25 protein-coding genes are annotated in these 24,597 nt (G+C 73.7%); 9 read left to right on the top strand and 16 right to left on the bottom strand.

Translation table 11 applies throughout. The annotated features are described in order from the left end of the window. Nucleotides 1-4: 4 nt before the first annotated feature. From nadE to HOQ23_RS13655, 6 genes are all read right to left on the bottom strand, one after another. A complete protein-coding gene (gene nadE / locus HOQ23_RS13680) occupies nt 5-835 on the bottom strand; it encodes an ammonia-dependent NAD(+) synthetase (RefSeq protein WP_172215172.1) in 831 nt (276 codons plus the stop codon). Further along, entirely contained in the window at nt 832-1,713 is an 882-nt protein-coding gene (locus HOQ23_RS13675) for an NUDIX domain-containing protein (RefSeq protein ID WP_172215171.1), read from the bottom strand. The genes nadE and HOQ23_RS13675 overlap by 4 nt, the downstream gene beginning before the upstream one ends. Nucleotides 1,714-1,782: 69 nt before the next feature. Next, nucleotides 1,783-2,379: an isochorismatase family protein gene (locus HOQ23_RS13670; RefSeq protein WP_172215170.1), complete on the bottom strand. Its 597-nt coding sequence runs from the start codon at nt 2,377-2,379 to the stop codon at nt 1,783-1,785. 21 nt (nt 2,380-2,400) lie between these two features. After that, nucleotides 2,401-3,768 (bottom strand): nicotinate phosphoribosyltransferase, encoded by a 1,368-nt coding sequence (locus HOQ23_RS13665; protein ID WP_172215169.1) that lies wholly within the window; start codon nt 3,766-3,768, stop codon nt 2,401-2,403. A gap of 226 nt (nt 3,769-3,994) precedes the next feature. Beyond that, nucleotides 3,995-4,483 carry an SRPBCC family protein gene (locus tag HOQ23_RS13660; protein WP_172215168.1) on the bottom strand — a complete coding sequence of 163 codons (489 nt, stop codon included), beginning with the start codon at nt 4,481-4,483 and terminating at the stop codon, nt 3,995-3,997. Nucleotides 4,484-4,595: 112 nt separating this feature from the next. Further along, a complete protein-coding gene (locus HOQ23_RS13655; RefSeq protein ID WP_172215167.1) occupies nt 4,596-7,301 on the bottom strand; it encodes a glycoside hydrolase family 3 protein in 2,706 nt (901 codons plus the stop codon). 205 nt (nt 7,302-7,506) lie between these two features. On the opposite strand from HOQ23_RS13655, the gene HOQ23_RS13650 reads away from it, so the two are divergent. The 3 genes from HOQ23_RS13650 to HOQ23_RS13640 all read left to right on the top strand — a co-directional run bounded on the left by HOQ23_RS13650 (nt 7,507) and on the right by HOQ23_RS13640 (nt 9,044). Next, nucleotides 7,507-8,028: a mismatch-specific DNA-glycosylase gene (locus HOQ23_RS13650; protein ID WP_172215166.1), complete on the top strand. Its 522-nt coding sequence runs from the start codon at nt 7,507-7,509 to the stop codon at nt 8,026-8,028. 65 nt (nt 8,029-8,093) lie between these two features. Then, nucleotides 8,094-8,630 (top strand): AAA family ATPase, encoded by a 537-nt coding sequence (locus HOQ23_RS13645; protein ID WP_172215165.1) that lies wholly within the window; start codon nt 8,094-8,096, stop codon nt 8,628-8,630. Nucleotides 8,631-8,657: 27 nt separating this feature from the next. After that, entirely contained in the window at nt 8,658-9,044 is a 387-nt protein-coding gene (locus tag HOQ23_RS13640; RefSeq protein WP_172215164.1) for an SRPBCC family protein, read from the top strand. Here HOQ23_RS13640 and HOQ23_RS13635 read toward each other — a convergent pair. From HOQ23_RS13635 to HOQ23_RS13625, 3 genes are all read right to left on the bottom strand, one after another. Continuing rightward, nucleotides 9,037-10,299, bottom strand: coding sequence for a DUF1501 domain-containing protein (locus HOQ23_RS13635; protein WP_172215163.1), 1,263 nt, complete (start codon nt 10,297-10,299; stop codon nt 9,037-9,039). The genes HOQ23_RS13640 and HOQ23_RS13635 overlap by 8 nt on opposite strands. Before the next feature lie 5 nt (nt 10,300-10,304). Continuing rightward, a complete protein-coding gene (locus HOQ23_RS13630) occupies nt 10,305-11,819 on the bottom strand; it encodes a DUF1800 domain-containing protein (RefSeq protein WP_172215162.1) in 1,515 nt (504 codons plus the stop codon). A gap of 119 nt (nt 11,820-11,938) precedes the next feature. Next, a complete protein-coding gene (locus HOQ23_RS13625) occupies nt 11,939-12,631 on the bottom strand; it encodes a hypothetical protein (protein ID WP_172215161.1) in 693 nt (230 codons plus the stop codon). 139 nt (nt 12,632-12,770) lie between these two features. Between HOQ23_RS13625 and HOQ23_RS13620 the strand changes: the two genes are divergently transcribed. Beyond that, a complete protein-coding gene (locus HOQ23_RS13620; RefSeq protein ID WP_172215160.1) occupies nt 12,771-13,241 on the top strand; it encodes a PPOX class F420-dependent oxidoreductase in 471 nt (156 codons plus the stop codon). Nucleotides 13,242-13,355: 114 nt separating this feature from the next. Here the strand turns inward: HOQ23_RS13620 and adhP are convergent, their stop codons facing one another. The 5 genes from adhP to HOQ23_RS13595 all read right to left on the bottom strand — a co-directional run bounded on the left by adhP (nt 13,356) and on the right by HOQ23_RS13595 (nt 17,284). Further along, entirely contained in the window at nt 13,356-14,372 is a 1,017-nt protein-coding gene (gene adhP, locus HOQ23_RS13615) for an alcohol dehydrogenase AdhP (protein ID WP_172215159.1), read from the bottom strand. A gap of 118 nt (nt 14,373-14,490) precedes the next feature. Further along, the gene (locus HOQ23_RS13610; protein ID WP_172215158.1) at nt 14,491-14,655 is read right to left on the bottom strand and encodes a hypothetical protein; all 165 of its coding nucleotides are present in this window, start codon (nt 14,653-14,655) and stop codon (nt 14,491-14,493) included. A gap of 68 nt (nt 14,656-14,723) precedes the next feature. Beyond that, entirely contained in the window at nt 14,724-15,542 is an 819-nt protein-coding gene (locus HOQ23_RS13605; RefSeq protein ID WP_172215157.1) for a sulfite exporter TauE/SafE family protein, read from the bottom strand. 1 nt (nt 15,543) lies between these two features. Continuing rightward, nucleotides 15,544-16,974: a rhodanese-like domain-containing protein gene (locus HOQ23_RS13600; protein ID WP_172215156.1), complete on the bottom strand. Its 1,431-nt coding sequence runs from the start codon at nt 16,972-16,974 to the stop codon at nt 15,544-15,546. A 7-nt stretch (nt 16,975-16,981) separates the two neighbouring features. Next, nucleotides 16,982-17,284, bottom strand: coding sequence for a rhodanese-like domain-containing protein (locus tag HOQ23_RS13595; protein WP_172215155.1), 303 nt, complete (start codon nt 17,282-17,284; stop codon nt 16,982-16,984). A 128-nt stretch (nt 17,285-17,412) separates the two neighbouring features. Between HOQ23_RS13595 and HOQ23_RS13590 the strand changes: the two genes are divergently transcribed. Together HOQ23_RS13590 and HOQ23_RS13585 are read left to right on the top strand one after the other, a co-directional pair. After that, complete coding sequence (locus HOQ23_RS13590) at nt 17,413-17,679, top strand: metal-sensitive transcriptional regulator (RefSeq protein WP_172215154.1); 267 nt, start codon at nt 17,413-17,415, stop codon at nt 17,677-17,679. Between the two features lie 49 nt (nt 17,680-17,728). After that, nucleotides 17,729-18,565, top strand: a complete 837-nt coding sequence (locus tag HOQ23_RS13585; protein WP_216654223.1) for an SMP-30/gluconolactonase/LRE family protein — start codon at nt 17,729-17,731, stop codon at nt 18,563-18,565. On the opposite strand, the gene HOQ23_RS13580 is transcribed toward HOQ23_RS13585, so the two are convergent. Beyond that, entirely contained in the window at nt 18,562-18,951 is a 390-nt protein-coding gene (locus HOQ23_RS13580) for an MmcQ/YjbR family DNA-binding protein (protein ID WP_172215153.1), read from the bottom strand. The two genes, HOQ23_RS13585 and HOQ23_RS13580, sit on opposite strands and share 4 nt — an antisense overlap. A 144-nt stretch (nt 18,952-19,095) precedes the next feature. Here HOQ23_RS13580 and HOQ23_RS13575 point away from each other — a divergent pair, with 144 nt between their 5' ends. Beyond that, nucleotides 19,096-19,959: a TylF/MycF/NovP-related O-methyltransferase gene (locus HOQ23_RS13575; protein WP_172215152.1), complete on the top strand. Its 864-nt coding sequence runs from the start codon at nt 19,096-19,098 to the stop codon at nt 19,957-19,959. Between the two features lie 175 nt (nt 19,960-20,134). Next, complete coding sequence (locus tag HOQ23_RS13570; RefSeq protein WP_172215151.1) at nt 20,135-21,022, top strand: hypothetical protein; 888 nt, start codon at nt 20,135-20,137, stop codon at nt 21,020-21,022. A gap of 13 nt (nt 21,023-21,035) precedes the next feature. Here the strand turns inward: HOQ23_RS13570 and HOQ23_RS21600 are convergent, their stop codons facing one another. Further along, the gene (locus HOQ23_RS21600; RefSeq protein WP_216654222.1) at nt 21,036-22,754 is read right to left on the bottom strand and encodes a helix-turn-helix domain-containing protein; all 1,719 of its coding nucleotides are present in this window, start codon (nt 22,752-22,754) and stop codon (nt 21,036-21,038) included. 144 nt (nt 22,755-22,898) lie between these two features. On the opposite strand from HOQ23_RS21600, the gene HOQ23_RS13560 reads away from it, so the two are divergent. Then, entirely contained in the window at nt 22,899-24,536 is a 1,638-nt protein-coding gene (locus HOQ23_RS13560; protein WP_172215149.1) for a methane monooxygenase, read from the top strand. The last annotated feature ends 61 nt before the right edge of the window (nt 24,537-24,597 follow it).

Raw genomic sequence — 24,597 nt, 5'->3', positions numbered from 1 at the left:
GGCGTCAGCGCCTCTCGAGGACCGGCTCCGGAGCCGCGGGCAGCTCGCGCTTGTGCCGGGTGCGCCGGTACGCCGTCTCGATCACCTCGGCGACCTCCTCGCCGACGTCCTCGCCGCTCAGGTAGGCGTCGATCTGGGCGTAGGTGATCCCGTAGGCCTCCTCGTCCGGGAGGCCGGGGCGGTCGTCCTCGAGGTCGGCGGTCGGCGTCTTCTCGACCAGCTCCGCGGGGGCCTCGAGCGCCGTGCCGACCTGGCGCACCTGCGCCTTGGTCAGCCCGGTGAGCGGGGCGACGTCGCAGGCCCCGTCTCCGTGCTTGGTGAAGAAGCCCATCACCGCCTCGGCTGCCTGGTCGGTGCCGACCACGAGCGAGGAGGCGTGCGCGCCGACGGCGTACTGGGCGATCATCCGGGCCCGGGCCTTGGTGTTGCCGCGGTTGAAGTCCTCTGCCGCGCGGGTCACGGGCGGCAGCACCCCCTCGATGCCCGCCGAGACCGCGGCCTGCATCGCGTCGACCGAGGCGCCGATGTCGACGGTCACCGTGCGGTCGGGGGAGATGAACCGCAGCGCCGCCTGGGCGTCGTCCTCGTCGCGCTGGGAGTGGTACGGCAGCCGCACCGCGGTGAAGGTGCCGCCGGCGCGCCGGCACGCCTCCTGCGCGAGCTTCCCCGCCACGGTCGAGTCGACCCCGCCGCTGATCCCGAGCACGTAGCCGGCGGCCCCGGACCCCCTCAGGTAGTCGGCCAGGAACTCGATGCGTCGCTCCGCCTCGGCATGCGGGTCGATGGACCCGGCCACGCGAAGGGTCTCGATGATCTCCTGCTGCAGGGCGCTCATTGCTGCTCCTCCTGGTGCTCGGTGCCGGGTGCGGGGCTGGGCGGGTCGGTGTCGTCGTCGGTGCGCACGAGGGTCCCCGTGTCGAGGTCGCCCTCGTAGCGCCGGCCGCGGTAGGGCCGCAGGATCGGCGGGTGCAGGGTCGTCGCGCCGCCGGCGCGCAGCAGCGCGCTGGGCGCCCCACCGGACGGCCCGGAGGGCCGCTTGTCGTCGAGCTCCTCGACGAAGCCCGGGGACTTGGTCACCTTGCGGTGGAAGTTCGGCGCTGGGAGCCGGGTGTCCCAGACGATGTCGTAGACCCGGCGCAGGTCGCCGCGGGTGAAGGTCGGCTCGCAGAACGCCGTCGCCAGCGTCGTGTACTCCAGCTTCGACGCGGCCCGCTCGAGGGCGTCGGCCAGGATCCGCGCGTGGTCGAAGGCCAGCGGGATCCCCTCCTCGACCAGGTCGCGCACCGCCCAGAACCGGGCGTCCTCCGCGTCCGAGCCGAACCGCGGGGTCTCGAGGTCGGGGACCAGCGCGAGGTAGGCCACCGAGATGATCCGCGCCCGGGGGTCGCGGTGCGGGTCGCCGTAGGTCTGCAGCTGCTCGAGGTGGCCACGGGGGCTGGTCATCCCCGTCTCCTCCTGCAGCTCGCGCAGCGCCGCGTCGTACAGCGTCTCGTCGGGCTCCACGAAGCCGCCGGGCAGCGCCCACCGGCCGTGGTAGGGGAAGCCCTTGCGCTTGACCAGCGGCAGGCACAGCTCACCGTTGCGGATGGTGAGCACGATGATGTCGACCGTGGTGAAGGTGCTGGGGTACGACGAGGGGTCGTAGGAGCGCAGGTAGTCGGCCTCCTCCTCGCTCTCGGGGACGTACGCGGGCAGCCGGTCGGTCGGGGACATCGGGTTCCTCAGGTGTGGGGGACTGGATCGGGGCGGACCTGGGTGCATGGTGCCCAGGTCCGGGGTCGGTCAGCGGGGCAGACCCAGACCGGTGCGGATCTCCTCGGCGCCGGCGGCGCGCATCTCGGCGCGGGCGGCCGCGCCGAGCTCGGCGGTCACGGGCACGGTCAGGTCGACCAGCAGCCGGGTGCGCAGGCCCTCGCGCAGCGCGTCGAGCACCGTCTCCTTGACGCAGTGGCTCTCCGCGATGCCGCACACGTCGACGGTGTCCACGCCGCGCTCGCGCAGCGCCTGCGCGAGCGGGGTGCCGGTCTGGTCGGTGCCGTCGAAGCCCGAGTACGCCGCGGCGTGGGCGCCCTTGAGGACCGTGAGGTCCGCGCCGCCGGCGGCCGCCAGGGCCTCCGCGGTCTCCGGGTGGATCTCGGCGTTGGCGGTGCCGGCGACGCCGTGCGCGGGCCAGCTGTCGACGAAGTCGGGGGAGTCGGAGAAGTGGTCGCCCGGGTCGACGTGGTGGTCCTGGGTGGTGACCAGGACGTCGTAGTCGCCGCGGTGCGCGCGGAGGAAGGCCGCGACGCCGGCGGCGACGGCGTTGCCGCCCTCGACGGGCAGCTCGCCGCCCTCGCAGAAGGTGGGCTGGACGTCGACGAGGATCAGTGCGGTGCTCATGGGGAGAGTCCTTCCGGGGGGTCAGGCGCCGAGGGCGGCGGGGCCGTCGGCGAGGTCCAGGGCGGTGGCGTCGAGCTCGGCCAGGGCCCGGCGGTGCAGGGCGCGGCTCTGCTCGAGGGTCGGGCGGTGCAGGCGTACGCCGTCGGCGAAGGCGAGCACCTGGAGGTCGCGGCCGGGGCGCTGGCCTCGGGCCGGGGTGGCACGGAGGGCGTCCTCGGGCAGGACCTCCTCCGCGATCGCGACGCCCCGGTCGTCCAGCAGCCGGCGGGCGACCTTGCGGCCCCCGACGGAGGCCTTGCCGGCGGCGTTCTTCGCGACCGGGCGCAGGTCGCGGTCGGTCTCGTCGGGGGAGATGGCGACCAGCTTGTAGACCATCGAGGCCGTCGGGTGCCCGGAGCCGGTCACCAGGCGGGTGCCGACGCCGAGGACGTCGACGGGGGCGTCGGCGAGGTCGGCGATGCGGTACTCGTCGAGGTCGCCGGTGACGACGACCTTGGCGCCGCTCGCGCCCAGCTCGTCGAGCAGGCGGCGGGCCCGGGCCGCCTCGGCGCCGAGGTCGCCGGAGTCGATGCGCACCCCGCCGAGCCCGGTGCCGGCGGCGGCGACCGCGTTGCGGATGCCCTGCTCGATGTCGTAGGTGTCCACCAGCAGGGTGGTCGAGCTGCCGAGCGTGGCGACCTGGGCGGCGAACGCCTCGGCCTCGCTGTCGTGGGCGAGGGTGAAGGAGTGGGCGCTGGTGCCGACCGCGGGCACGCCGTGGCGGTAGCAGGCCTGCAGGTTGCTGGTCGCGTCGAACCCGGCGACGTACGCCGCGCGGGCCGCGGCCACGGCCGCCGCCTCGTGGGTGCGGCGCGAGCCCATCTCCAGCAGCGTGCGACCACCGGCCGCGGCGACCATGCGCGAGGCGGCGGAGGCGATCGCCACGTCGTGGTTGAGGATCGACAGGACGAGGGTCTCGAGCACCACGCACTCGCCGAAGGTGCCCTCGACGCGCAGGACCGGCGAGCCGCCGAAGTAGAGCTCGCCCTCGGGGTAGGCGTGGATGGTGCCGCGGAAGCGGAAGTCCGAGAGCCAGCGGGCGGTCGGGATGTCGATGACCCCGCGCTCGAGCAGCGAGAGGACCTGGTCGGGGGCGAAGGTGAACGCCTCGACCGCCTCCAGGATCCGATCCAGCCCGGCGACCACGCCGTACCGGCGGCCGCGCGGCAGGTGGCGGGCGAACGCCTCGAAGACGCTGTAGCGCTGCGCCGTGCCGTCGGCGATGGCCGCCCGCAGCATCGTGAGCTCGTACTGGTCGGTGAGCAGCGCCGTGCTGGCGGCGAGGACGTCAGGGGTGCGGCGTCCGGCGGCGGTCGTGGCGGCGGTCTTGGCAGCGATCGTGGTGGTCATCGTGGCCTCCCGGAAGGATTGGTGTCACGATGACAATAACCTGGATCATGTCGAAGTGACAATAACCTCCGGGCGCTGCTTTCTGTGACCTGGGTCACGGCACGTCGCGGGCGCAGGAGTGCCCACTCCGACCGGAGTGGTCGACCTCGGCGGGTCGGGCGGAGGCGGGGGTCAGCGGCGCACGCGGAAGGTGACCCCGTGACTGCTTGGGCCCAGCAGGACAGGTCTAGTCGGGGAGCGGGGCCGGCGGGGAGGAGACGGCGGGGGCGGTCTGCCAGTTGCGGAAGACGAACCGGTGCACCGACTTCAGCCCGACGAACACCATCGCGTAGCGGACCGGCTTGAGCCAGCCCCGCGCGCGCACCGTCGTCGTCCGCGTGATCGCGGTGCCGGTCGGTCGCGGGCTCAGGGTGAACTCGTCGCTCAGGTGGTCGAGGTAGCGCGCGAAGCCGAGACTGGTGGACTCCATGTGGAAGCGCAGCCGCTGGGGCGGCTCCCACACGGTGATGCGCTGGTGGACGGTGCCCTGCTCCGAGCGGCACTCGCGCTCCGCGCCGACGGCGCCCTCGCCCGAGGGCAGCGCGCACTCGTGCGGACGGGGCGTGCCGAGGAAGAAGACAGGGCACAGCGGGCGCAGCTCGAGCCGCGAGTCGCACAGCAGGGCCCAGGCCCGGTCGGGTGGCAGCGGGACCACCCGCGTGGTGGTGACCTTCATGGTGTCGCCCCGTCCGCGCCGTCGATGTCGTGGGCCGAGCCTACGTGCGCCCGGCCCGGGTGTCCGCCCGACGGTGCACCGGCGCGCGGCCGGGCGACGATCGGATCCGCTCCTAGCGCACCCTGACCCGCTTGCTCAGCTGGAGCGAGCGCGACGAGCTGCCCACGGAGACCGTGTAGTTGCCGCGGGCGGTGACCCAGCGGTCGCGACCGGCCTTCCACGACTGCAGCGCCCGCTTGTCCAGGCGCACCCGCACGGTCTTGCTGGCCCCCGCCTCGAGCTTGATGCGCGTGAACCCGGCGAGGGCGCGCTTCGGGGACTGCGCGCCGGGCAGCTTGCCGGTGTAGACCTGCGCGACCTCGGTGCCGTCACGGGACCCGACGTTGCGGACCTGGAAGCGGGCGACCACCGCGGCGCTCGGCCCGCGGCCGGTGCTGCGCAGCTGGAGCTTGGAGTAGCGGTAGCGGGTGTAGGACAGCCCGTGGCCGAAGGGGAACAGGGGCTTGATGCCGGCCCGGTCGTAGCCCTTGTAGCCGACGAAGACGCCCTCCTCGTAGCGGTCGGTGGGCCGGATGATGGCGAGGTGGCGGAACGGGTTCTCCGCGCCGATCCGGTTCACCTGCGCCTCGGTGGCCGGGAAGGTCACCGGGAGCCGGCCCGACGGGTTGACGTCGCCGAAGAGGGTGCGTGCGACCGTGCGGCCCTGCACCTGCCCGCCGTACCAGAGCTGGAGCACGGCCGGCACGTCGGCGAGCCACGGCATCAGCACCGGTCCGCTCGTCGCGACCACCACGATGGTGCGCGGGTTGGCCGCGGCGACGGCACGGACCAGGCGGTCCTGGTCCTGCGGGAGCGTGAGGGTGCCGCGGTCGGACCCCTCACTGGTGTAGTCGCGGACCACGACGACCGCGACGTCGGAGTCCTCCGCGAGGTCGACGGCGGTCTGCATCCGGGGTGCGAGCGTGCCCTCGGGCAGCGTCCAGCCGAACCGGATCATCGGGCCGGCCTGGTCGTTGAGCCCGCCGTTGAACTGGTTCGGCGCGTCCGCGACGTAGTCGATGCGGACGGCGACGTCCTGGCCCTCGGTCAGGGAGACCGAGACGCTCTGGGTGCCGTACGTCGTGCCGGCGTCGTCGATGACCTCCTCGCCGTCGAGGAAGAGCCGCGCGCTGCCGAGGTGGCTCAGCGACAGCTGGTAGGTGCCGGCCGCGGGGGCGGTGAGGGTCCCGGTCCAGCGCGCCGACATCCCGCGGGTGAGGTTCAGCGGCGAGCCGATCCCGGTGACCCGCGAGGTGCTGCTGAAGTCGGCGCCGATGCCGGAGCGGAGGTTGACCTGGGTGTCGACCCGGGTGCTGAAGGGGGCACCTGCGGACTCCGGGTTCAACCAGTACTGCCCGCGCAGCCCGTTGCCCGAGCCGGTGTCGGGGGTGAGCGAGTCGGAGGCGACCGGGGCCGGGCCGGGCATGGTGTCGCCGAGGCCGGCCGAGTCGACCCCCGCGGCGTAGGAGACGTCGACGCCCTCGGCCCGGTCGGTGAGACCCTCCACGATCGTGGTCAGCTCGGCCGGGTTGGCCACGGCCCCCGCGCCGCCGCCGGCGATGTAGTGGTCGGCGTCCGCGCCGATGACCGCCAGCGAGCCGAGGCGTCCCGCGGCCAGCGGGAGGGCGGAGCCGGAGTTCTTCAGCAGCACCGCGCTGGCGTCGCCGACGTGGGCCGCGACGGCGTTGTGCTGGCCCAGCACCTCCTGGTCGAGCGCCGCCTGCCCAGGGGCCGGGACGGTGAACGCGCCGGGCGGCGGGTTGTCGTACACGCCCGACTCGATCATCGTGTAGAGCACCCGGAACGCCGCGTCGGTCACCCGCGCACCCGGGACCACGCCGTTGCGGACGGCCTCGACCAGCGCGGCGCCGGCGTAGGTCTCGGTCGGCCCGGACACGTCGAGGCCGGCCTCGTAGTCGCCGAAGCCGTGCCCCGCGTCGAAGTCGGAGGTGACGTAGCCGTCCAGGCCGAAGCGGCCCTTGAGGGTGTCACGGAGCAACGAGCGGTTGCTGCACGCGAAGACGCCGTTGACCCGGTTGAACGAGCACATGACCGCGCCCGGCTGGGCGCCCTTCACCACCATCTCCCAAGGCCGCGCGTAGACCTCGTTGAGCGTCCGCTCGCTCACCCGGGCGCTGACGTGGCCGCGCCGGGTCTCCTGGTTGTTGAGGTTGTAGTGCTTCGGGATCGCCCAGACGTCGTTGGTCTCCTCGCCGTTGACCTGCGCGGTCGTCAGGCTGCCGCTGAGCAGCGGGTCCTCGCCGTACGACTCCCACATGCGGCCGTTGAACGGCGTCTTGAGCAGGTCCATCGTCGGGCCGGCCAAGCTGTTGAAGCCCAGCTCGTAGGCCTCCTCGCCGATCGCGCGGCCGTAGGAGCGGGCCATCGCGGGGCTGAACGTCGAGGCCAGCGCGATCCCGGTGGGCATCGCCGTGGTGTCCACGGTGCCGGTGACGCCGCAGCAGCCGTCGATGCTCCGGATCGGGGGTACGCCGAGCTCGGGGACGCCGGTGCCGGAGTTCTGGTCGATCGTGGCGACCTTCTGCTCCAGGCTCATCTGGCGCACCAGTGCCCGCGCCCGTCTCGCGGCCGGCAGCGACCGGTCGAGCCAGGTGTCCGGCTCCGCGGTCCGTGGCTGCGCGCCCGCGGCGCCGGGCGGCGCCGCCGGGGCGGCGGAGGTCGTGACCGAGAAGGTCGTGGCCACCAGCACCGAGGCGATCGCCGGCGCGAGCAACCGCCGCCGGAGTGAGGACGGGGACGTCGACTTCCACGCGACCATGGCGGCACCCTTTGCTTGCTCGTCGGCTTGACGCTCGTCCCGACGGCCGGGACGCGCGGCACGTCTCTCCACGTTCCGCCGCCGCGCGGGGGGAGGCGCCACCCCTAGGGGCGGGGACCGGCGTACCGCGGGCAGACATACCCAAGATGGGGGATGACACGGAGGCGGCAGCTCTCCGCTTGTCCGCACCCCGCAGAGTGGGGCCGTGGAGATCCTTCCGGACATCGTCGCCCCCGACCCGGTGGTGGTCTTCTGCGGCCTGGCCGGCGCCGAGTCGACGAAGCTGCGCGACCACTACTACGAGTCGCCGGGCAACAGCTTCTGGGAGTCGCTGCACCTCAGCGGCCTCTCGCCGCGTCGGCTGCGCCCCGAGGAGGACCACCTGGTGGCGGAGCTGGGCTACGGGCTCACCGACCTGGCGGGGCACTGGGACCCCAGGTGGGTGGAGATCGACGACCTCGTCGCCAAGATGGAGAAGTGGCAGCCGGAGTGGCTGGCGTTCACCAGCAAGGGCGTGGCCCACGAGGCGTCGCGGGCGCTGGGCCGCCGCGGTCGCCCGCACCTCGGCGTCCAGGACTGGTACGTCGGCCCGGCCCAGGTCTTCGTGCTCCCGGGCACCAGCGGGGCCAACCAGCGCCGCGACTACGACGGGCGCCCGAACCGGCTGTCGTGGTGGCGCGACCTGGCGGCGCTGACCGGTCGCGCGGGTGGGGCGGGCCTCCGGTGACGCCCCGTCGGCCGGGCGTGCTGGTTGGTGTGACGCCATGCCAGGGCCGGCGGGTGATGGTCGTGGTGTCCGGCCTGCCGGCGAGTGGGAAGACGACCGTCGGCCGCACGCTGAGCGAGGCCCTGTCGGTGCCGCTCATCGACAAGGACGACATCCTCGAGGCGCTCTTCGACACCCTGGGTTGCGAGGACCGCGCGCAGCGGCACAGGCTCAGCAGGGCGAGCGACGAGATCCTCTTCAGGGTCGCTGCGTCAGCCGGTTCCGCGGTCCTGGTGAACTGGTGGGACCACGACACCGCCCCGCACCGGCTCCGGTCGATCAGCGACTCCGTCGTCGAGGTCTTCTGCGACTGTCCCGTCGAGGTGGCGGCCGCCCGGTTCGCGGCTCGGCAACGCCATCCCGGTCACCTCGACGGGCTCCGGACACCGGCCGAGCACGACGAAGGCATCCGTCGACTGCGCGAGTCCTACCGTGGCCCGCTCCGGATCGACGACTCCCTCATCACCGTCGACACGGACGGACCGGTCGACGCCGACCTGCTGCTCACCGAGGTGCGTGCCGCCATGGGGCTTGCGCAACGCTCCGCGCCCGCGGCGGGGTGAGACAGGCCGGCGTCGTACGGTCGATGCATGCGGCCGCGGCTGGGCATCGACGTCGACGCGCCGGGCGAGCGCGCGTGGGAGCAGCTGGTCGACGTGCGCTGCTGGCCGCGCTGGGGGCCCACGGTGCGCGACGCCCGCCTCGACGACGGCACGTACCTGTTGTCGGCGGGCGCCACCGGCTCGGTGCAGACGGCGCCCGGTGTCTGGCTGCCGTTCCGGGTGGAGCGCTGGCGCGAGGACGAGAGCGTCAGGTCCTGGTCGTGGCGGGTCGCCGGGGTGCCGGCCACCGAGCACACGGTGATCGCCCGCGGGCCGTCGCGGTGTCGCGTCGAGATGGGTGTGCCCTGGTGGGGCCCGCCCTACCTCGTGGTCGTCGCGGTCGCGCTGCGGCGGATCCGGCGCCTCGTCACGTGACCGCGCCGACGGTCTCGGGGGAGAAGCCCGGGAACACCTGGGCGGAGGACGCGCCCAGCCGGCGAGTCACCACCTCGGCGAGCACGCTGCGGTAGTCGGTGGTCACCGCCAGGTCGTCGTCGGTGGCGCTGCCCAGCGGCGTCCAGGTGCCGTGGTAGCCGCCCCTCACGCCGGCCCCGAGGAGCAGCATCACGTTGCCGTGGCCGTGGTCGAGGCCGAAGGAGGCGTTCTCGCGGGTGCGCCGGCCGAACTCCGAGATCGTCACCACCGTCACCCGGTCCGCTGCCCGGCCGAGGTCGGTGAAGAACGCCGCGAGGGCGCCGGCGAGCTCCTTGGTCATCGCCTGCATCGAGCCCCACTGCAGCGTCCCGAGCCCGGAGTGGTGGTCCCAGTCGCCGTGGTCGACGGTGATCACCTCCGCGCCCACGTCGCCGCGGATGGTGCGCGCCGCCGACGCGAGGGCCGCGCCGAGGTCGCCCTGCGGGTAGGAGGCGCCGTTCGCCGGCTTCGCGCTGGTCGCCTGCACGGGCCGGAGGTCGTCGATGGCGGTGAACGCCGTGCGCGCGGCGGTGCCGAGGGGACCCGAGACGCCCGACCACATGGTCCGCATCGAGGCGGGGCGGCGGTGGTGGGTGTCCCACTTGTCGTGCCCGGCGAGCCTGACCGCGTCGACGTCGGAGAGGGCCATCGTGGGCACCGGGCCGACCAACGACGTCGGCGGCACGGTCGAGCCGACCTGGACCGCGCGCAGCGGGTGCCGCTGGGCGTCGCGCCCGACCAGCCTGTTCAGCCAGCCGACCCGTGCGGCCGATCCGGGGTCGGCGTCCTCCACCGCCTCCATCGCGGAGAAGTGGGAGCGGTTCGGGACCGCCAGGCCGGTGGCGTGCACCGCGGCCATCCGTCCGCTGCGCCACAGCGGCAGCAGCGGCGCCAGCGCCGGGTGCAGGCCGAAGAACCCGTCGCGGACCAGCAGCTGGTGCGCGGGGATCGCGATCCGCGGCCGGGCCGTGTAGTACGCCGGGTCGCCGTGCGGCACCACCAGGCTCATGCCGTCGACGGCGCCGCGCAGCGAGAGCACCACCAGCACCGACGACCCCCGCCGCGGCGCGGCGTACGACGTCTCGACGAAGGCGGTCCCGAAGACGGCGCTGGTGCTCAGCGCGGCTCCGCCGAGGGCGGCGGTGCGCAGGAACCCGCGGCGCGAGAGCCCGGCGTACTCCTCGCAGGTCGCGGGGGCCGCGGGGCGATCGGTCATCGTCGTCACCTGGTCATGTGGGCGGGGGAGTCGAGGAACACCGTGAGGAGGCGGTGCAGGTTCCACCTCACCATCGGGTGGGTGCGGGTGATCCGCTCCGCGGGGCGGCACCCGGTCGCCTGGCACGCGACGGTGAGCACCCGGCGGCTGGCCGGGCGCCCGGTGAGCGTGCGCGAGAGGTGCTCGACGAGCCGGTCGAAGCGGACCGTGGGCCGCTTCTTGGTGACCGGCAGCCACGAGGCAGGCGCGCGGTACGCCGCGTCCCGCTTGGGCCACCAGCCGCCGCACATCGAGTAGTGCACGTCCAGGGAGGCCAGGAACCGCGGTGCGGTCGCCCAGGCCGACGCCTGGTCGGGGAGCCCGTCGGGGCGCGGCCAGGCGAACGGGTAGCTGCCGACGCGGCCGCACTGCCACAGGATCGCGTTGGCGGCGGACTCGGCGTGCCGCGGCCGGGTGACCTTGACCCCGAGCGCGCGGTAGGTCGCCACGACGTCGTCGGACGGGGTCCGGACCTTGGCGCCGCGCGCGGCCCTGAACTCCGCGGAGGCGAGGAGGGCGCGCAGCACCGGCGCGATCGCGGTGTCGTGGGCGAGGTAGACCTTCGCGAGCCGGCCGACCAGGGCGGCGGGCGGGGTGTCGGAGACGAACCGGGTCGCGAGCTTGCGGGCCACCCGCTCGGCGGTGCGGGGGTGCCGGGCCAGGTAGTCGAGGTAGCGGGCCGTGGTGGCCCGGCCGTCGGAGGAGGCGTTCGCGTCGGTGAAGCCGAGCACCTTCACCCGGCCGACGGAGTGGGAGGCAGGGTCGTAGGAGACCCGCCAGGTGTTCCAGGTGTCCACGCGGTAGCCGGTCAGGATCCGCGCGGAGTCCTTGACGTCGTCCTCGGTGTAGGCGCCGACACCCACGGTGTGCAGCTCGAGCAGCTCGCGGCCGAGGTTCTCGTTGGGCGCCTTCGCGGTGGACGCCGCGTTGTCGAGGTAGACCCCCATCGCGGGATGGGTGATCGCGCACTTCAAGAGCTCGGAGAAGCGGCCCAGGGCGCGCTCGCGCAGCTGCCGACCGTAGTCGGCGCGGAACAGCGCGGACCCGGACCCCTCGGTGGTGACGTGGAAGTGGTGCTCCCACAGCTCGGTCATCACCTCGCGGACCTGCTGGGGGGAGCGGATGCGGCGCACGAGCGCCCAGCGCTGGTAGTTGGCGTCGGCCTGCCACAGCGTCTCGACACCGGCGTTGTGGCGGCGCCACAGCTCGGCCGTGGAGGCGTTGACCGAGGACCACCAGGTGCCCGAGGAGCGGGTGAAGGCGTCGTCGGGCCCGGCCTTCAGCTGCGCGTCGAACCAGCGCGCGAACCCGCCGGCCCGCTCGATCTCGCGCCCCAGCGCCGGCGTCCAGCCGTAGGTGAAGCGGCTCAGCGCGTGCAGGGTCGCGGCCGACGGCACGGCGGGCTGGGCGAGCCTGCGCGGGGCGCGCGGGCGGGACGTCGTACCGGTCCGCCCCGAGGGCGCAGCGGGCACCTGGCTCACGTCCCCACGCCCCCGTCCCGCCGCTGATCCCTCCCCGGACCACGCGGGCACATGGTCCCACAGCGGACCGGGCCAGGTCCGCGGCTCGGCGCAACCCGGGCGACGCCCGCGGGTCGCCCTCAGCCGGCCCGGACCACCCGCGCCGCACGCTCGCGGTCGTGCGCCGGGGCCCGTCCGCCGGTCGCCGGCCAGACAACGAGCGCGGCCACGAGGAGCAGCACACCGCCGGCCGCCCCGGTCCACGGCGTGGTGTCGTGGGAGGAGTAGGCGACCACCAGCGGCGCGAGGAGGTACTGCGGGACCGGGGTGGCGAGGCAGAGCACGGCCGCCAGGACGCCGCGAGCCACCGGCTGGGACCGGGGGACCAGCTCGGGGTCGGGCGCGAGCGCGGACGTCCCGACGACCAGCACCACGGCGAGCGGCGACAGCAGCACCCAGGACGCCACCGCGACTGCCAGGAGCGGCTCGACGAGCCGCTCCGCGGGCAGCTCCGGGGACCACGTGCCCGCCGCGACCAGCGCCAGGGTCCCGCCCAGCAGCGCGCCGGACGCCACCGCGAGCCGGGGCCGCATGCCCAGCAGCCACGGGAGCAGTGCGACGGGCACGGCCAGGGCGGCGTACGACAGCGACGCGAGCTGCTCGACCGCCCGGGTGGGGTCGTAGCGGTCGTCCTGGACGAGCAGGCAGGCGCGGGAGTCGAAGGCGCCCGGCCGGCAGGCGGGCCACCACCGCTCGCGCGCCCCGGCGAGCGTGAGGACGCCGGAGGCCCCGAGCAGCAGCGAGACGAGGGCACGCGACCAGAACCGCTCCATGGCCACAGGCTGCCGTACGCCCGGGCGCCGGGCGCCGCGAACGGCCGCAGGGGTCCCCCAATTGCGGGACGGGATCACCGGGGGATCCGCGGGGTACCGTCCGTGCGCCCGCCGACCCCCTCGCGAACGGAGCCGTCCGATGGCCCGCACCATCGCCACCACCACCCACGTCGACCGCGACGGGCTCCTGGAGTTCGTCCGTCCCCGCCACCGGATGCTGCTGATCACCTCGCGCGCGGACGGCAGCCCGCAGGCCTCGCCGGTCACCGGCGGCGTCGACGACTCCGGGCGGCTGGTGGTCTCCAGCTATCCCGAGCGCGCCAAGACCCGCAACGCCCGCCGCCGGCCGGAGGTCAGCGTGGTCGTGGTCTCCGAGGAGTGGGACGGTCCGTGGGTGCAGGTCACCGGGACCTGCGAGGTGCTCGACGCCAGCGCGGGGGAGGAGGCGCTGGACGCCTTCGTGGAGTACTTCCGCAACATCGCCGGCGAGCACTCCGACTGGGAGGAGTACCGCCGCGCCATGGTCGAGCAGGGGAAGTCGCTGCTGCGGATCACGCCCACGTCGTGGGGTCCGGTGGCGACCGGGGGGTTCCCGCCCGACCGGGCCTGAGGGCTGGGCGCGGGTGGGGCATGGCCGCCCCGCGGTCGGGATAGTCCGCCACAGGAGTGTCGTGGAACCGGACGTCGACGACACCTGTGTGGCGGACTATCCCGTCCGGGCGGCTCACATCTCGAAGACCAGCCGGGCCGGCGCGCGGCCCTCGAGCACCTCGTCGATCGCGCTGTTGACGTCCTCCAGCGAGCGGGTCTCGGCGATCACGCGGGTCCGGCCGAGGGCGTGCAGGTCGAAGACCTCGGCGAGGTCCTGGCGGGTCCCCACGATCGAGCCGATCACGCTGATCCCCTTGAGCACGGTGGGGAAGAGCGGCAGCTTCATCGGGCCGTCCTGCTCGGGCGGAAGGCCCACGCAGACCAGGCGGCCGCCGCGGCGCAGCGAGGCGAAGGCCTGCTCGAAGACCGACGGGATCACCGCGAGCACGATCGCGACGTCAGCGCCGCCGAGTGCCTCGATGGCGCTGACGGGGTCCTCGGTGGCGGCGTTGACGGTGTGGTCGGCGCCGAGGTCGCGCGCGAGCCCCAGCTTCTCGTCCGACACGTCGACGGCGATCACCTCGCCGCCGACCAGATGGGCGTACTGCAGGGCGAGGTGGCCCAAGCCGCCGATGCCGAAGATCGCCACCTTCTCGGCCGGCCGGATGTGGGCGACCTTCACGGCCTTGTACGTCGTGACGCCGGCGCAGGTCAGCGGGGCGGCGTCGAGCGGGTCGACGCCGTCGGGCACCCGGACGGCGTAGTTCGCGTCGGCCACGGCGTAGTCGGCGAAGCTGCCGTCGATGGAGTAGCCGGTGTTCTGCTGGCGCACGCACAGCGTCTCCCAGCCGCTCACGCAGTGGTCGCAGTGCCCGCAGGCGTGGCCCAGCCAGGGCAGCGCGACCCGGTCGCCGACCTCGTGCGCGGTGACGCCAGGGCCGGTGGCCTCGACGATGCCGACGCCCTCGTGGCCGGGCACGAACGGCGGGCTCGGCTTGACCGGCCAGTCGCCGTGGGCGGCGTGGATGTCGGTGTGACACAGGCCGCTGGTCTCGATGCGGACCAGGACCTGGCCGGGCCCGGGTGTGGGGACCGGACGGTCCTGCAGCTGCAGGGGCTCGGTGAAGCTGGTGACGACGGCGGCGCGCATGAGTGCCTCCTCGAGGGACGGGTGCTGCGAGCGTGCGCCGCCGTCCGCGGCCGGGGGCAGGGCTGAAGGTCACCGCACGGGGGACCAACAGGCCCGCCCGGGCGCGGCCGGGCGGTGGTCAGCGGCCGAGGAGCCGGCTCAGCCAGCCGCCCTGCCGCTCCTCGCGGGGGTGGCCGGGGCACCACTGGGAGGCGGGCACCATGGCCTTGACCTGGCCGATGTGCTGGCCGCAACCGGCCCAGGTGGTCTTCGAGCAGGTGCGGCAGGTGGTGGGACGGCACATGGGTGGAGCTCCGATCGTTCGGGGTGGGGGGACTCCCGGGAGGGAGCCGAGGGATGGGGGAAGAGGGGTCAGAGGAGCGCCGGGACGGCGCGGGCGGCGGTGTAGACCGCGACCGTGAGCACCAGCACCGTGAAGGCGGTCTGCAGGCGGGCGGTGTCCAGGCGCGAGGCCAGACGGGCCCCGGCCACGGCGGTGAGTGCCGAGGCCGCCGTCAGCACCAGCACCACCGGCCAGTCCGGGCTGACACCGGTGCCGGCGCGGACGGCGAGGGCGGTCGCGCTGGTGATGGTGATGACGACCAGCGAGGTGCCCGCGGCGTACCGCATCGGCAGGGCGAGGGCCAGGAGCAGCGCCGGGACGACGAGGAACCCGCCGCCGACGCCGAGGAACCCGGTCAGCGCGCCGACGACCGTGGCCGTGAGGAGCACCTTGAGCGCCCGTGGGCACTGGCAGGCGAAGGTCGGGTGGAAGGTGATGATCGGGTCGTCGAGCGCGGGGCGGGCGGCATGGGTCCCGCCGCGGCCGTGACGCAGCTGGCGGGTGGCCATGACGCCGCCCACCACCAGCATCAGCAGGCCGAAGGCGGCGAGCAGGACGTCCTCCGAGACCCGGGTCGAGGCCTGGGCGCCGAGGACGGCGCCCAGGGTCGCGACCAGGCCGAAGACCACGCCGCGACCCAGCAGCACGTGGCCGGCGCGGTGCGCCGTCACGGCCCCGGCCAGCGAGGTCACGCCGACGACGACCAGCGACCCGGTGGTCGCCTGGGCGGGCGACTGCCCGAGCAGGTAGACCAGCACCGGTACGGCGAGGATCGACCCGCCGCCGCCGAGCGCGCCGAGGGACAGGCCGATGAGCGCGCCCGCGGCGACGGCGAGGGCCAGCGACATGTCAGCCGCTCACCTCGGCACGCGCGGGGTCGTCCGCGGCCACCATGGGCAGGCCGGCGGCCGCCGCGTTGTCGAACATGTCGTCCACGGCGACCGGAGTGCGCCCGGCGGCGGCGAGCAGGGAGGCGGCGACGGCAGCGCGGTAGCCGCCGGCGCAGTGCACCCAGACCTCCCCGTCGGGGACCTCGTCGAGTCGTCGCGGGAGCTCGTGGATGGCGACGTTGACCGCCCCCTCGATCGCGGACTTGCGGTGCTCGTCGGCGCGGCGGACGTCGAGCACGACGACCGGGCGGTGGTGACGGACCTGGGCGAGGTCGGCGAAGGTGCCGGTCGGGAAGCCGGCGAGCTCGCCGTCGGTCCAGTCCTGCGGGCCCCCGGTGGCCTGCGCGGCCGGCCGCTCGATGCCGATGCGGACCAGCTCGCGCTGGGCGGCGGCGACGTCCTCGGGGGTCTCGCCGAGCAGGGTGATCGGCGTGCCCCACTCGACCAGCCAGCCGAGGTAGGTCGAGAACGGGCCGTCGAGGCCGAAGTTGAGGGTGCCCGGGACGTGGCCCGCGGCGAAGGCCGTGCGGTGGCGCAGGTCCACGAGCCACTCGCCGCCCTCGAGGCGGCGGCGCAGCTCGTCGGCGTCGGCCTGCTGCACGGGGGAGAGGTCGGGGGCGTCCGGGCCGGCGGCGTTCGCGGGCCCCATGTGGGCGTAGTACGCCGGCCACGCGCCGAGGCCGGCGACCAGGTCGCGCACGTAGGTCTCCTCGTCCTCGGTGAGGACCGGGTTCGTGCGCCGCTCCTCCCCGATGGTCGAGGAGGTGGCGTCGGACTGGGTCGCGGAGCAGAACGACCCGAAGCCGTGGGTCGGGTAGACCTCCGCGTCGGCGGGGAGCTCCTCGGCGAGACGGTGCGCCGAGGCGTGCTGGTGGCGCGCGAGGGTGTCGGTGTGCTCCGGGCCCAGCAGGTCGGGGCGCCCGGTCGCGCCGTACAGCAGCGAGCCGCCGGTGAACACGGCGTACGCCTGCTCGGCCGCGTCGGGACCGGCGCCGTCGCGCACGGAGAGGGCGTAGGAGAGGTGGGTGAAGGTGTGCCCGGGCGTCGCCAGCGCGCGCACCCGCAGCCGCGGCCCGACCTCGACGACCTCGTCGTCGGTGATCGGCGTGCGCTCGAAGGCGACCTCGTCGGCGGCGTTGACCAGGTAGGCGGCGCCGGTGGCGCGGGCGAGGGCGAGGCCGCCGGTGACGTAGTCGTTGTGGATGTGGGTCTCGAAGACGTGGGTCAGGCGGACCCCGTCCTCCTCGAGGAGGGCCAGCACCCGGTCGATGTCGCGCTGCGGGTCGATCACGAACGCAACCTCGCCGTCGTGGACCAGGTAGCTGCGGTCGCCGAGAGAGGCGGTCTCCAGCGTGCGGACCGTGATGCCCGCGGTGGTGTCGGTGCTCATCGGTGGGTCACTTCTCCAGGGGGCGGCCGGAGCGTGCCCAGGCGCTGGTGCCGCCGGCGACGTTCACGGCGTCGAAGCCGGCTCCGGTGAGGACGTCGGTCATGGCGCTGCTGCGGTTGCCCGAGGCGCACACGACGTGGACGGGGCGGGTGCCGTCGAGCTCGTCGAGCCGGCCGGTCAGGCGTCCCATCGGGATGTTCACGGCTCCGGGCACGTGCCCCTCGCGGTACTCGGCGACCTCGCGGACGTCGACGAGGCAGGCGCCCTCCTCGAGGGCGGAGGCGAGCTGCTCGATGGTGGTCTCACGCATGGAGGCGATCCTTTCCGGGCCGCGCTGGCCCTTCTCGATGAACCCCCCAGGGGGTTACGAGACCCACGGTAACAGAACCCCCAGGGGGGTTGTACAGTTCAGGGCACCCCCACGAAGGAGAACGATCGATGGACCTGGACCCCACCGAGACCAAGGCGATCATCACGCGGATGAAGCGCGCGAACGGCCACCTGGCGAGCGTCATCCGGATGATGGAGGAGGGCTCGGACTGCGAGTCGGTCCTCACCCAGCTCGCCGCGGTGAACAAGGCCCTGTCCCGGGCCGGCTACGCCATCGTGGCCACCGGCCTGCAGCAGTGCCTCGCCGACAGCGACGAGGGCCTGGACGGCGTGGACGTGAAGAAGATGGAGAAGCTCTTCCTCGCCCTCGCCTGAGCGGGACCACGCCCTGCCCCGGGTGGGCGGCGTCACTATGCTGCGCCGCGTGAGCGCACCCGACGTCGTCCTGTCCGGCCTGGCCTTCCCCGAGTGCCCGCGGTGGTACGGCGGGGCGCTGTGGGTCACCGACGTGGCCGCCGGCCAGGTGCTGCGGTGGGTCCCGGGGGCCGACTCCGCCGAGGTCGTCTGCGAGGTCGAGGGCCACCCCGCCGGCACCGGGTTCCTGCCCGACGGTCGGCTGCTGGTCGCGGCCGGCGACCGCCGCCAGGTCCTGCGGCGCGAGCACGACGGCAGCCTCGTCGTGCACGCCGACCTCTCCCACCTCGCGACCGCCCAGCTCAACGACATGCACGTCACCCCCGACGGGCGCGCCTACGTCGGCAACTACGGCGACGACAGCGCCCCGCCCGCCCCGCCGCACCCGGCGGTGCTGGCGCTGGTCATGCCCGACGGGCAGGTGCGCGCCGCGGCCGACCAGATGCTGTTCGCCAACGGCATCGCCACCACGGCCGACGGACGCACCCTCGTGGTCGCCGAGACCCGCGCGACGCCGGGGCGCCTGACCCGCTTCCGGGTCGAGGAGGACGGCTCGCTCGGGGAGCGCCAGGTGCTCGCCGAGCTGGAGCCCGGCGTGCTCCCCGACGGGATCGCCCTCGACGGCGACTCCGTCTGGGTCGCCTCGCCCTTCAGCGACCAGGTGCTGCGCGTCGACCTCGCCGACGGCACGCTGCGCGAGGTGCTCGCCGTCCCCACGCCGTACGCCGTGGCGCTGGGCGGCCACGACGGGCGCGACCTCTTCGTGTGCACCGCCCCGACCTGGGTGCCTGCCGACGCGCTGGCGCTGCGCGGCGGCCAGGTGCTGCGGGTGCGGGTGGGCGACTAGCCCGGCCGGTCGCCCGTCGCCGGCGGCCGGGCCACCTGCGCGGCGAGGTGGGCCGGGGCGCGCAGGCAGTAGGACTCGGTGAGCAGCTCGGCGAGCTCGTCCCAGTCGGTGTCGTCGTCGAGCAGCAGGCCCACGACGTCCCCGCCCCACCCGGCCCGGAAGTACGGCGGCCCGAGGTGCTGGAAGGCCATCACCTCGTCGGGCTCGGCGCGGAAGGTGATGCGGAACAGCCCGTCCTCGCCGCCGAAGACGTGCGCCACCGTCGTCGTGCCGACCCGCCAGCGCACGCCCACCCAGGCGGGCTCGCTCGCGCACTGGGGGAGCGCGGACAGGACGGCGTCGATGCGGCGCACCCACTCCTCGGGCACCTGCGGACGCGCTGTCATGGCGCCATTGTGGCCTCCGGCGCCGACATCGACCGGGCGCGGCACGGCGGACCGGAGAGGATCCCCCCATCGTGTGGCGCGGGCCACTAGGGTGACCGCCGTCGGAGGTGCACGGGGCGCGTCCGACGCGAGGGGGGAACGGCGATGAGCGAGGTGGGCAGGTCCCAGGCGGGCAGCTCGACACTGACCGAGGCGCGGGAGATGCCGGAGGACGTCGAGGAGCTCCAGCGCCGCCTGAAGCGGGTGCGCCGCCGGCTCAAGACCGTCGAGTCCGAGCTTCGCTCCACGACCTCGGAGCTGCGTCGCGTGCGCGGCCGGCTCAGCGAGGCGCGCCACGACCTCCCCGAGGACGTCGAGCGGACGATCCGGCAGGTCACCGAGGAGAAGCTGTCGTTCCTGGGCGAGCACCACCTGCGCAACCTGGCCACGGTGGTGCGCGACATCGAGGCGGCCGGCATCCCCGGCGTCCTGCTCGAGACCGGTACGGCGCGCGGCGGGTCGGCGATCGTGATCGCGGCAGCCAAGGCGGCCGAGCGCCCGCTGAAGGTCTACGACGTCTTCGACACCATCCCGCCGCCCGGCGAGCAGGACGGCGAGGACGTCCACGAGCGCTACCGCACGATCGCGGCCGGCGAGGCGCGCGGGCTCGACGGCGAGGTCTACTACGGCTACCGCGAGGACCTGCACGGCGAGGTCCGCGAGTCCTTCGCGCGGCTCGGGTGCCCGGTCGAGGAGCACGCCGTCGACCTGGTCAAGGGCCTCTTCGAGGACACCGTCCGCCCCGACGGCCCGGTCGCGTTCGCCCACCTCGACGGCGACTGGTACGACTCCACGATGGTCTGCCTGGAGCGGATCGTGCCCCGCCTGTCGGTGGGCGGCCGGCTGGTGATCGACGACTACTACAACTGGTCGGGCTGCCAGCGTGCCGTGCACGACTACTTCGAGGGCCGCGAGGGCTTCGAGCTCCTCCAGCGCGCCAAGCTGCACGTCGTCCGCCTCGCGCCCTGAGGCTCGCGTGCCGGACTAGTCGTCCAGACCGCTGAGCGGCGCTCGAAGTACCGGAAATCGGGGACGGCGCACGGTCTGGGGAGCGACGGAACGGACGTCGTCGCTTGAGTCGGGCTCCGACATCCGTGCCGAGCTGCTTCGCCTGCGCTGGCGCGGGCGACCACAGGAGCCGGCAATGAACCCCACCCTGACCCGACTGGGCAACCGAGCCAAGCGCGAGGTCATCCACCGCTTCCCCCCGGCGACCTGGTACACCGAGGCGCGCCGGGCGGCGCGCACCGAGCGGCACCGTCCGCTGCTGCCCCCGCTGGAGTCGGCGCAGCGCGCCCAGCTGCGCATGATGCAGGAGAACGGGTTCGTCGCCGGGCACTGGGACCGCCTGGGCCTGCCCGGCACCGAGGAGCTGAAGGGCCTGCTGCTCCAGCTCGCCGGGGTGCTGGGCGACCGCGACCCCGGTGGGGCGCACTCCGTGCTGCTCGGGCGCGACGAGACCCTCGAGGACCTGCGGCTGTGGCGCTGGGGCCTGCAGCCCGAGGTGCTGGACCTGGTCGAGAACCACCTCGGGGTGCCGGTCCGCTACTTCGGGCCCCTGGTGCACCGCGAGGTGGCGGACGGGCGGATGGTCGACACCCGCCAGTGGCACCGCGACATCGAGGACCACCGGATGCTGAAGATCCTGGTCTGGCTCAACGACGTCGACGAGGACGGCGGACCGTTCACCTTCGTCCCGCGCCGTACCTCCGACGCGGCGGCCCGCGAGCTGCGCTACGTCGGGGGGTTCGTGCCCGACCCGCGTTTCGGCGAGGTGGTGCCGCCCTCGACGTGGCAGCGGCTGACCGGCCCCCAGTGGACCGCCGGGATGCCCGACACCGCGCGGATCTTCCACCGAGCTGCGCCCCCGGTGGCCCGGGACCGGTACTCGGTGACGTTCACCTGGATGACGCGCCGTCCGCTCGCGACCGTCCCCGCCGCGCCGTGGCGTCCCGACCAGGTGCGCCGCTGCGTCGCGGACCTCGACGCCCGCCAGCGCGCGTCGCTTCCGCCCTCGATGGCCCTGCGCTGAGCCCGGGCCCGGCTCAGGTGAGGATGCCGTAGTCGCGGATCTTGCGGTAGATCGTCGCCCGCGACATCCCCAGCGACCCCGCGGCGGCGGCCTTGTCCCCGCCGTGCAGGTCGAGGGCCTCGATGATCGCGTCGCGCTCCAGGGTCTCCATCCGCGACAGGCTGCGCCGGGTGGTGGCGCGGCACTCGGCGGGCAGGTCCCCCAGGTCCACCGTCCCGGACCGCCGGGTGCGCGCCATGGTCTGCAGCGTCTGGCGCAGCTGGGCGATGTTGCCCGGCCACGGCAGTCGGGTCAGCTGGTTCATCGCGGGCTTGGACAGGTGGAGGTCGCCGGCCCCGGCCCGGCGAAGCAGCAGGCGCGCGAGTGCCGGCAGGTCCTCGAGGTGGTGGCGCAGTGGCGGCACGGTGACCGTGCGCGGGAAGAAGTGCAGCAGGTGCAGGCGGACCTCGGTGATCTCCCGGAGCTCCCGGTCGTCGCGGTCCTCCCGGTCCTGGTGGTGCTCGGGGACCGTCATCGCGACCCAGGGGTCGCGCGCCACCGAGCTGTCCTGGACCCGCTGGAGCACGTCGGCGAGGTCGTCGAGGCGGTCGTCGGGGAGGCGGTGGGCGTGGCGGATCACCACGTCGTCGCCGTCGTCGAGGGCGGCGGCGACCTGCTCGACGGGGTCCGCCCCGCCGGGGGTGGTCTCGACGACGCGCAGGTGCCGCTGCGGGCAGGCGTAGTCGTGAGCGGCGGTGATCAGGGCGAGCTTGCCGACGCCGCTCTCTCCCTGGAGCACCACCCATTCCGAGCGCGTGACGGCGGTGAGGACCTCGCGCGCCACGTGGCGCCACGGCGCGCTGGTGCCGGCCAGCCCGGGCAGCCCCGGCGTCCGGGCACCGACCGCCTTCGGCGTGCGCTGCTCCCGGATCTGCACGATGCCGCCCGCGAGCGCGTCCCCGACGTACGCCGGCTGGTAGGCCAGGCGGGCGGTGATGCCGCTGGGCAGGTCGGCGAGGATCGTGTACGGGTCCGGGCGGCCCACCGCCTCCCGCGTCTGGGTGAGCAGGGCGGCCTGGTCGGCGGCGTCGAAGTGCTGCTGGGCCAGCGCGTTCATCATGAAGACCTTCTCGCCGACCGCGACGACCGGTCCGCCGGAGTGCCGGCAGGCGGCGTAGTAGCGGCTGAGCAGCGCCCCGTCGAGGTCGTTGGCCTCCTCCAGGATCCGCTCCTGGATCCGGCGGGCGGTGAGCTTGGCGAAGGACAGCAGCAGCGGGTTGGAGTTCGCCGCCTTGGTGGTGATGTCGACGACCCCGAGCGTGCGGCCGGTGACCGGGTGGGTGATCAGCGCGCCGGCGCACGAGAACGGCCGCAACGAGCCGGTGTAGTGCTCCTCGCCGTCGACCAGGATCGCTCCGCCCGTCTCCAGCGCGGTGCCGATGCCGTTCGTGCCGACCTCGGTCTCGGCGTAGCGGAACCCCGGCGCGAGGAGCACGGAGTCCAGGGCGTGCAGCAGCGCCGGGTCGCCGCCGCCGCGGTGCAGCACCACGCCCTGGGGGTCGGTGAGGATCAGGCAGACCGGCTCGTCGGCCAGCTCGGTGGAGAGCGAGGCGAGGAGCGGTCGGGCCGCCCGCACGAGGACCGACTCCGGGTCGCCGGGGTCGACGTACGACGGCTGCGGACGCTCCTCGTCCACGTGGGAGGCGCGCGAGCGCTGCCACGAGATGCGGATGGAGGGGCGGACGGGGATCACGAGACGCACGTTAGTGCGCCCTCATGTGACGTACGTCTCACAATGAGACAGATACCCATCTTCGGCAGCGGTTTCATCGGTGGCCTCCCCGCCCGACCTTGTCCGATCCGGCCCGACCAGTTCTGGCCCGATCAAGGAGGCACCATGAGCAGACAGAGCCTGACCAAGGCGCACGCGAAGATCAGCGAGCTGACCTGGGAGCCGACCTTCGCCTCTCCGGCCACCCGCTTCGGCACGGACTACACGTTCGAGAAGGCGCCCAAGAAGGACCCGCTGAAGCAGATCATGCGCTCCTACTTCCCGATGGAGGAGGAGAAGGACAACCGGGTCTACGGCGCGATGGACGGCGCGATCCGCGGCAACATGTTCCGCCAGGTGCAGCAGCGCTGGCTGGAGTGGCAGAAGCTGTTCCTCTCGATCATCCCGTTCCCGGAGATCTCCGCGGCGCGCGCGATGCCGATGGCGATCGACGCGGTGCCCAACCCCGAGATCCACAACGGTCTCGCGGTGCAGATGATCGACGAGGTCCGTCACTCGACGATCCAGATGAACCTCAAGAAGCTGTACATGAACAACTACATCGACCCCGCCGGGTTCGACATGACGGAGAAGGCGTTCGCCAACAACTACGCCGGCACCATCGGGCGCCAGTTCGGCGAGGGGTTCATCACCGGTGACGCGATCACCGCCGCCAACGTCTACCTCACGGTGGTGGCCGAGACGGCGTTCACCAACACACTGTTCGTGGCGATGCCCGACGAGGCCGCGGCCAACGGCGACTACCTGCTGCCGACGGTCTTCCACTCGGTGCAGTCCGACGAGTCGCGCCACATCTCCAACGGCTACTCGATCCTGCTGATGGCGCTGGCCGACGAGCGCAACCGGCCGCTGCTCGAGCGCGACCTGCGCTACGCCTGGTGGAACAACCACTGCGTCGTGGACGCCGCGATCGGCACCTTCATCGAGTACGGCACCAAGGACCGGCGCAAGGACCGCGAGAGCTACGCGGAGATGTGGCGCCGCTGGATCTACGACGACTACTACCGCAGCTACCTGCTCCCGCTGGAGAAGTACGGCCTCACGATCCCGCACGACCTGGTCGAGGAGGCGTGGAACCGCATCGTCAACAAGGGCTACGTGCACGAGGTCGCCCGGTTCTTCGCCACCGGTTGGCCGGTGAACTACTGGCGCATCGACGCGATGACCGACACCGACTTCGAGTGGTTCGAGGAGAAGTACCCCGGCTGGTACTCCAAGTACGGCCGCTGGTGGGAGGCCTACAACCGGCTCGCCTACCCGGGCCGCAACAAGCCGATCGCCTTCGAGGACGTGGGCTACACCTACCCGCACCGCTGCTGGACCTGCATGGTGCCGGCCCTCATCCACGAGGACATGGTGACCGAGAAGGTCGACGGCCAGTGGCGGACCTACTGCTCGGAGACCTGCTACTGGACCGACGCGGTGGCGTTCCGTCCCGAGTACGAGGGCCGCCCGACGCCCAACATGGGCCGGCTCACCGGGTTCCGCGAGTGGGAGACGCTGCACCACGACAAGGACCTGGCGGACATCATCTCCGACCTGGGCTACGTGCGTGACGACGGCCGGACGCTGATCCCGCAGCCGCACCTCGACCTCGACGACCCCAAGAAGATGTGGACCCTCGACGACGTCCGCGGCATCACGTTCCAGAGCCCCAACGTGCTGCTGAACCAGATGTCGGACGCCGAGCGCGAGGCGCACCTCGCCGAGTACCGCCGCAACGGCACCCACGCCGTCACCTGACGGCGGGTGCGGCGCGATCGCGTCGGTCGAGCCGGCCGAGACCCCCTCCCGGCCCGCGCGA

The organism is Nocardioides sp. zg-DK7169 (assembly GCF_013155365.1).
Lineage (GTDB): Bacteria > Actinomycetota > Actinomycetes > Propionibacteriales > Nocardioidaceae > Nocardioides.
Note: the sequence above shows the minus strand (reverse complement) of the source record. Positions and strands in the feature narration are given on the sequence as shown.

Bases quoted from the DNA above. Each gene is read 5' to 3' on its own strand.
- HOQ23_RS13625 (WP_172215161.1), bottom strand. From the start codon at position 12,631: ATGGAGCGGTTCTGGTCGCGTGCCCTCGTCTCGCTGCTGCTCGGGGCC.
- HOQ23_RS13600 (WP_172215156.1), bottom strand. From the start codon at position 16,974: ATGAGCACCGACACCACCGCGGGCATCACGGTCCGCACGCTGGAGACC.
- HOQ23_RS13665 (WP_172215169.1), bottom strand. From the start codon at position 3,768: ATGACCACCACGATCGCTGCCAAGACCGCCGCCACGACCGCCGCCGGA.
- HOQ23_RS13655 (WP_172215167.1), bottom strand. From the start codon at position 7,301: ATGGTCGCGTGGAAGTCGACGTCCCCGTCCTCACTCCGGCGGCGGTTG.
- HOQ23_RS13580 (WP_172215153.1), bottom strand. From the start codon at position 18,951: ATGACAGCGCGTCCGCAGGTGCCCGAGGAGTGGGTGCGCCGCATCGAC.
- nadE (WP_172215172.1), bottom strand. From the start codon at position 835: ATGAGCGCCCTGCAGCAGGAGATCATCGAGACCCTTCGCGTGGCCGGG.
- HOQ23_RS13635 (WP_172215163.1), bottom strand. From the start codon at position 10,299: ATGACCGATCGCCCCGCGGCCCCCGCGACCTGCGAGGAGTACGCCGGG.
- adhP (WP_172215159.1), bottom strand. From the start codon at position 14,372: ATGCGCGCCGCCGTCGTCACCAGCTTCACCGAGCCCCTGCAGCTGCAG.
- HOQ23_RS13590 (WP_172215154.1), top strand. From the start codon at position 17,413: ATGGACCTGGACCCCACCGAGACCAAGGCGATCATCACGCGGATGAAG.
- HOQ23_RS13620 (WP_172215160.1), top strand. From the start codon at position 12,771: ATGGCCCGCACCATCGCCACCACCACCCACGTCGACCGCGACGGGCTC.
- HOQ23_RS13570 (WP_172215151.1), top strand. From the start codon at position 20,135: ATGAACCCCACCCTGACCCGACTGGGCAACCGAGCCAAGCGCGAGGTC.
- HOQ23_RS13640 (WP_172215164.1), top strand. From the start codon at position 8,658: ATGCGGCCGCGGCTGGGCATCGACGTCGACGCGCCGGGCGAGCGCGCG.
- HOQ23_RS13560 (WP_172215149.1), top strand. From the start codon at position 22,899: ATGAGCAGACAGAGCCTGACCAAGGCGCACGCGAAGATCAGCGAGCTG.
- HOQ23_RS13595 (WP_172215155.1), bottom strand. From the start codon at position 17,284: ATGCGTGAGACCACCATCGAGCAGCTCGCCTCCGCCCTCGAGGAGGGC.
- HOQ23_RS13675 (WP_172215171.1), bottom strand. From the start codon at position 1,713: ATGTCCCCGACCGACCGGCTGCCCGCGTACGTCCCCGAGAGCGAGGAG.
- HOQ23_RS13610 (WP_172215158.1), bottom strand. From the start codon at position 14,655: ATGTGCCGTCCCACCACCTGCCGCACCTGCTCGAAGACCACCTGGGCC.
- HOQ23_RS13605 (WP_172215157.1), bottom strand. From the start codon at position 15,542: ATGTCGCTGGCCCTCGCCGTCGCCGCGGGCGCGCTCATCGGCCTGTCC.
- HOQ23_RS13660 (WP_172215168.1), bottom strand. From the start codon at position 4,483: ATGAAGGTCACCACCACGCGGGTGGTCCCGCTGCCACCCGACCGGGCC.
- HOQ23_RS13575 (WP_172215152.1), top strand. From the start codon at position 19,096: ATGAGCGAGGTGGGCAGGTCCCAGGCGGGCAGCTCGACACTGACCGAG.
- HOQ23_RS13670 (WP_172215170.1), bottom strand. From the start codon at position 2,379: ATGAGCACCGCACTGATCCTCGTCGACGTCCAGCCCACCTTCTGCGAG.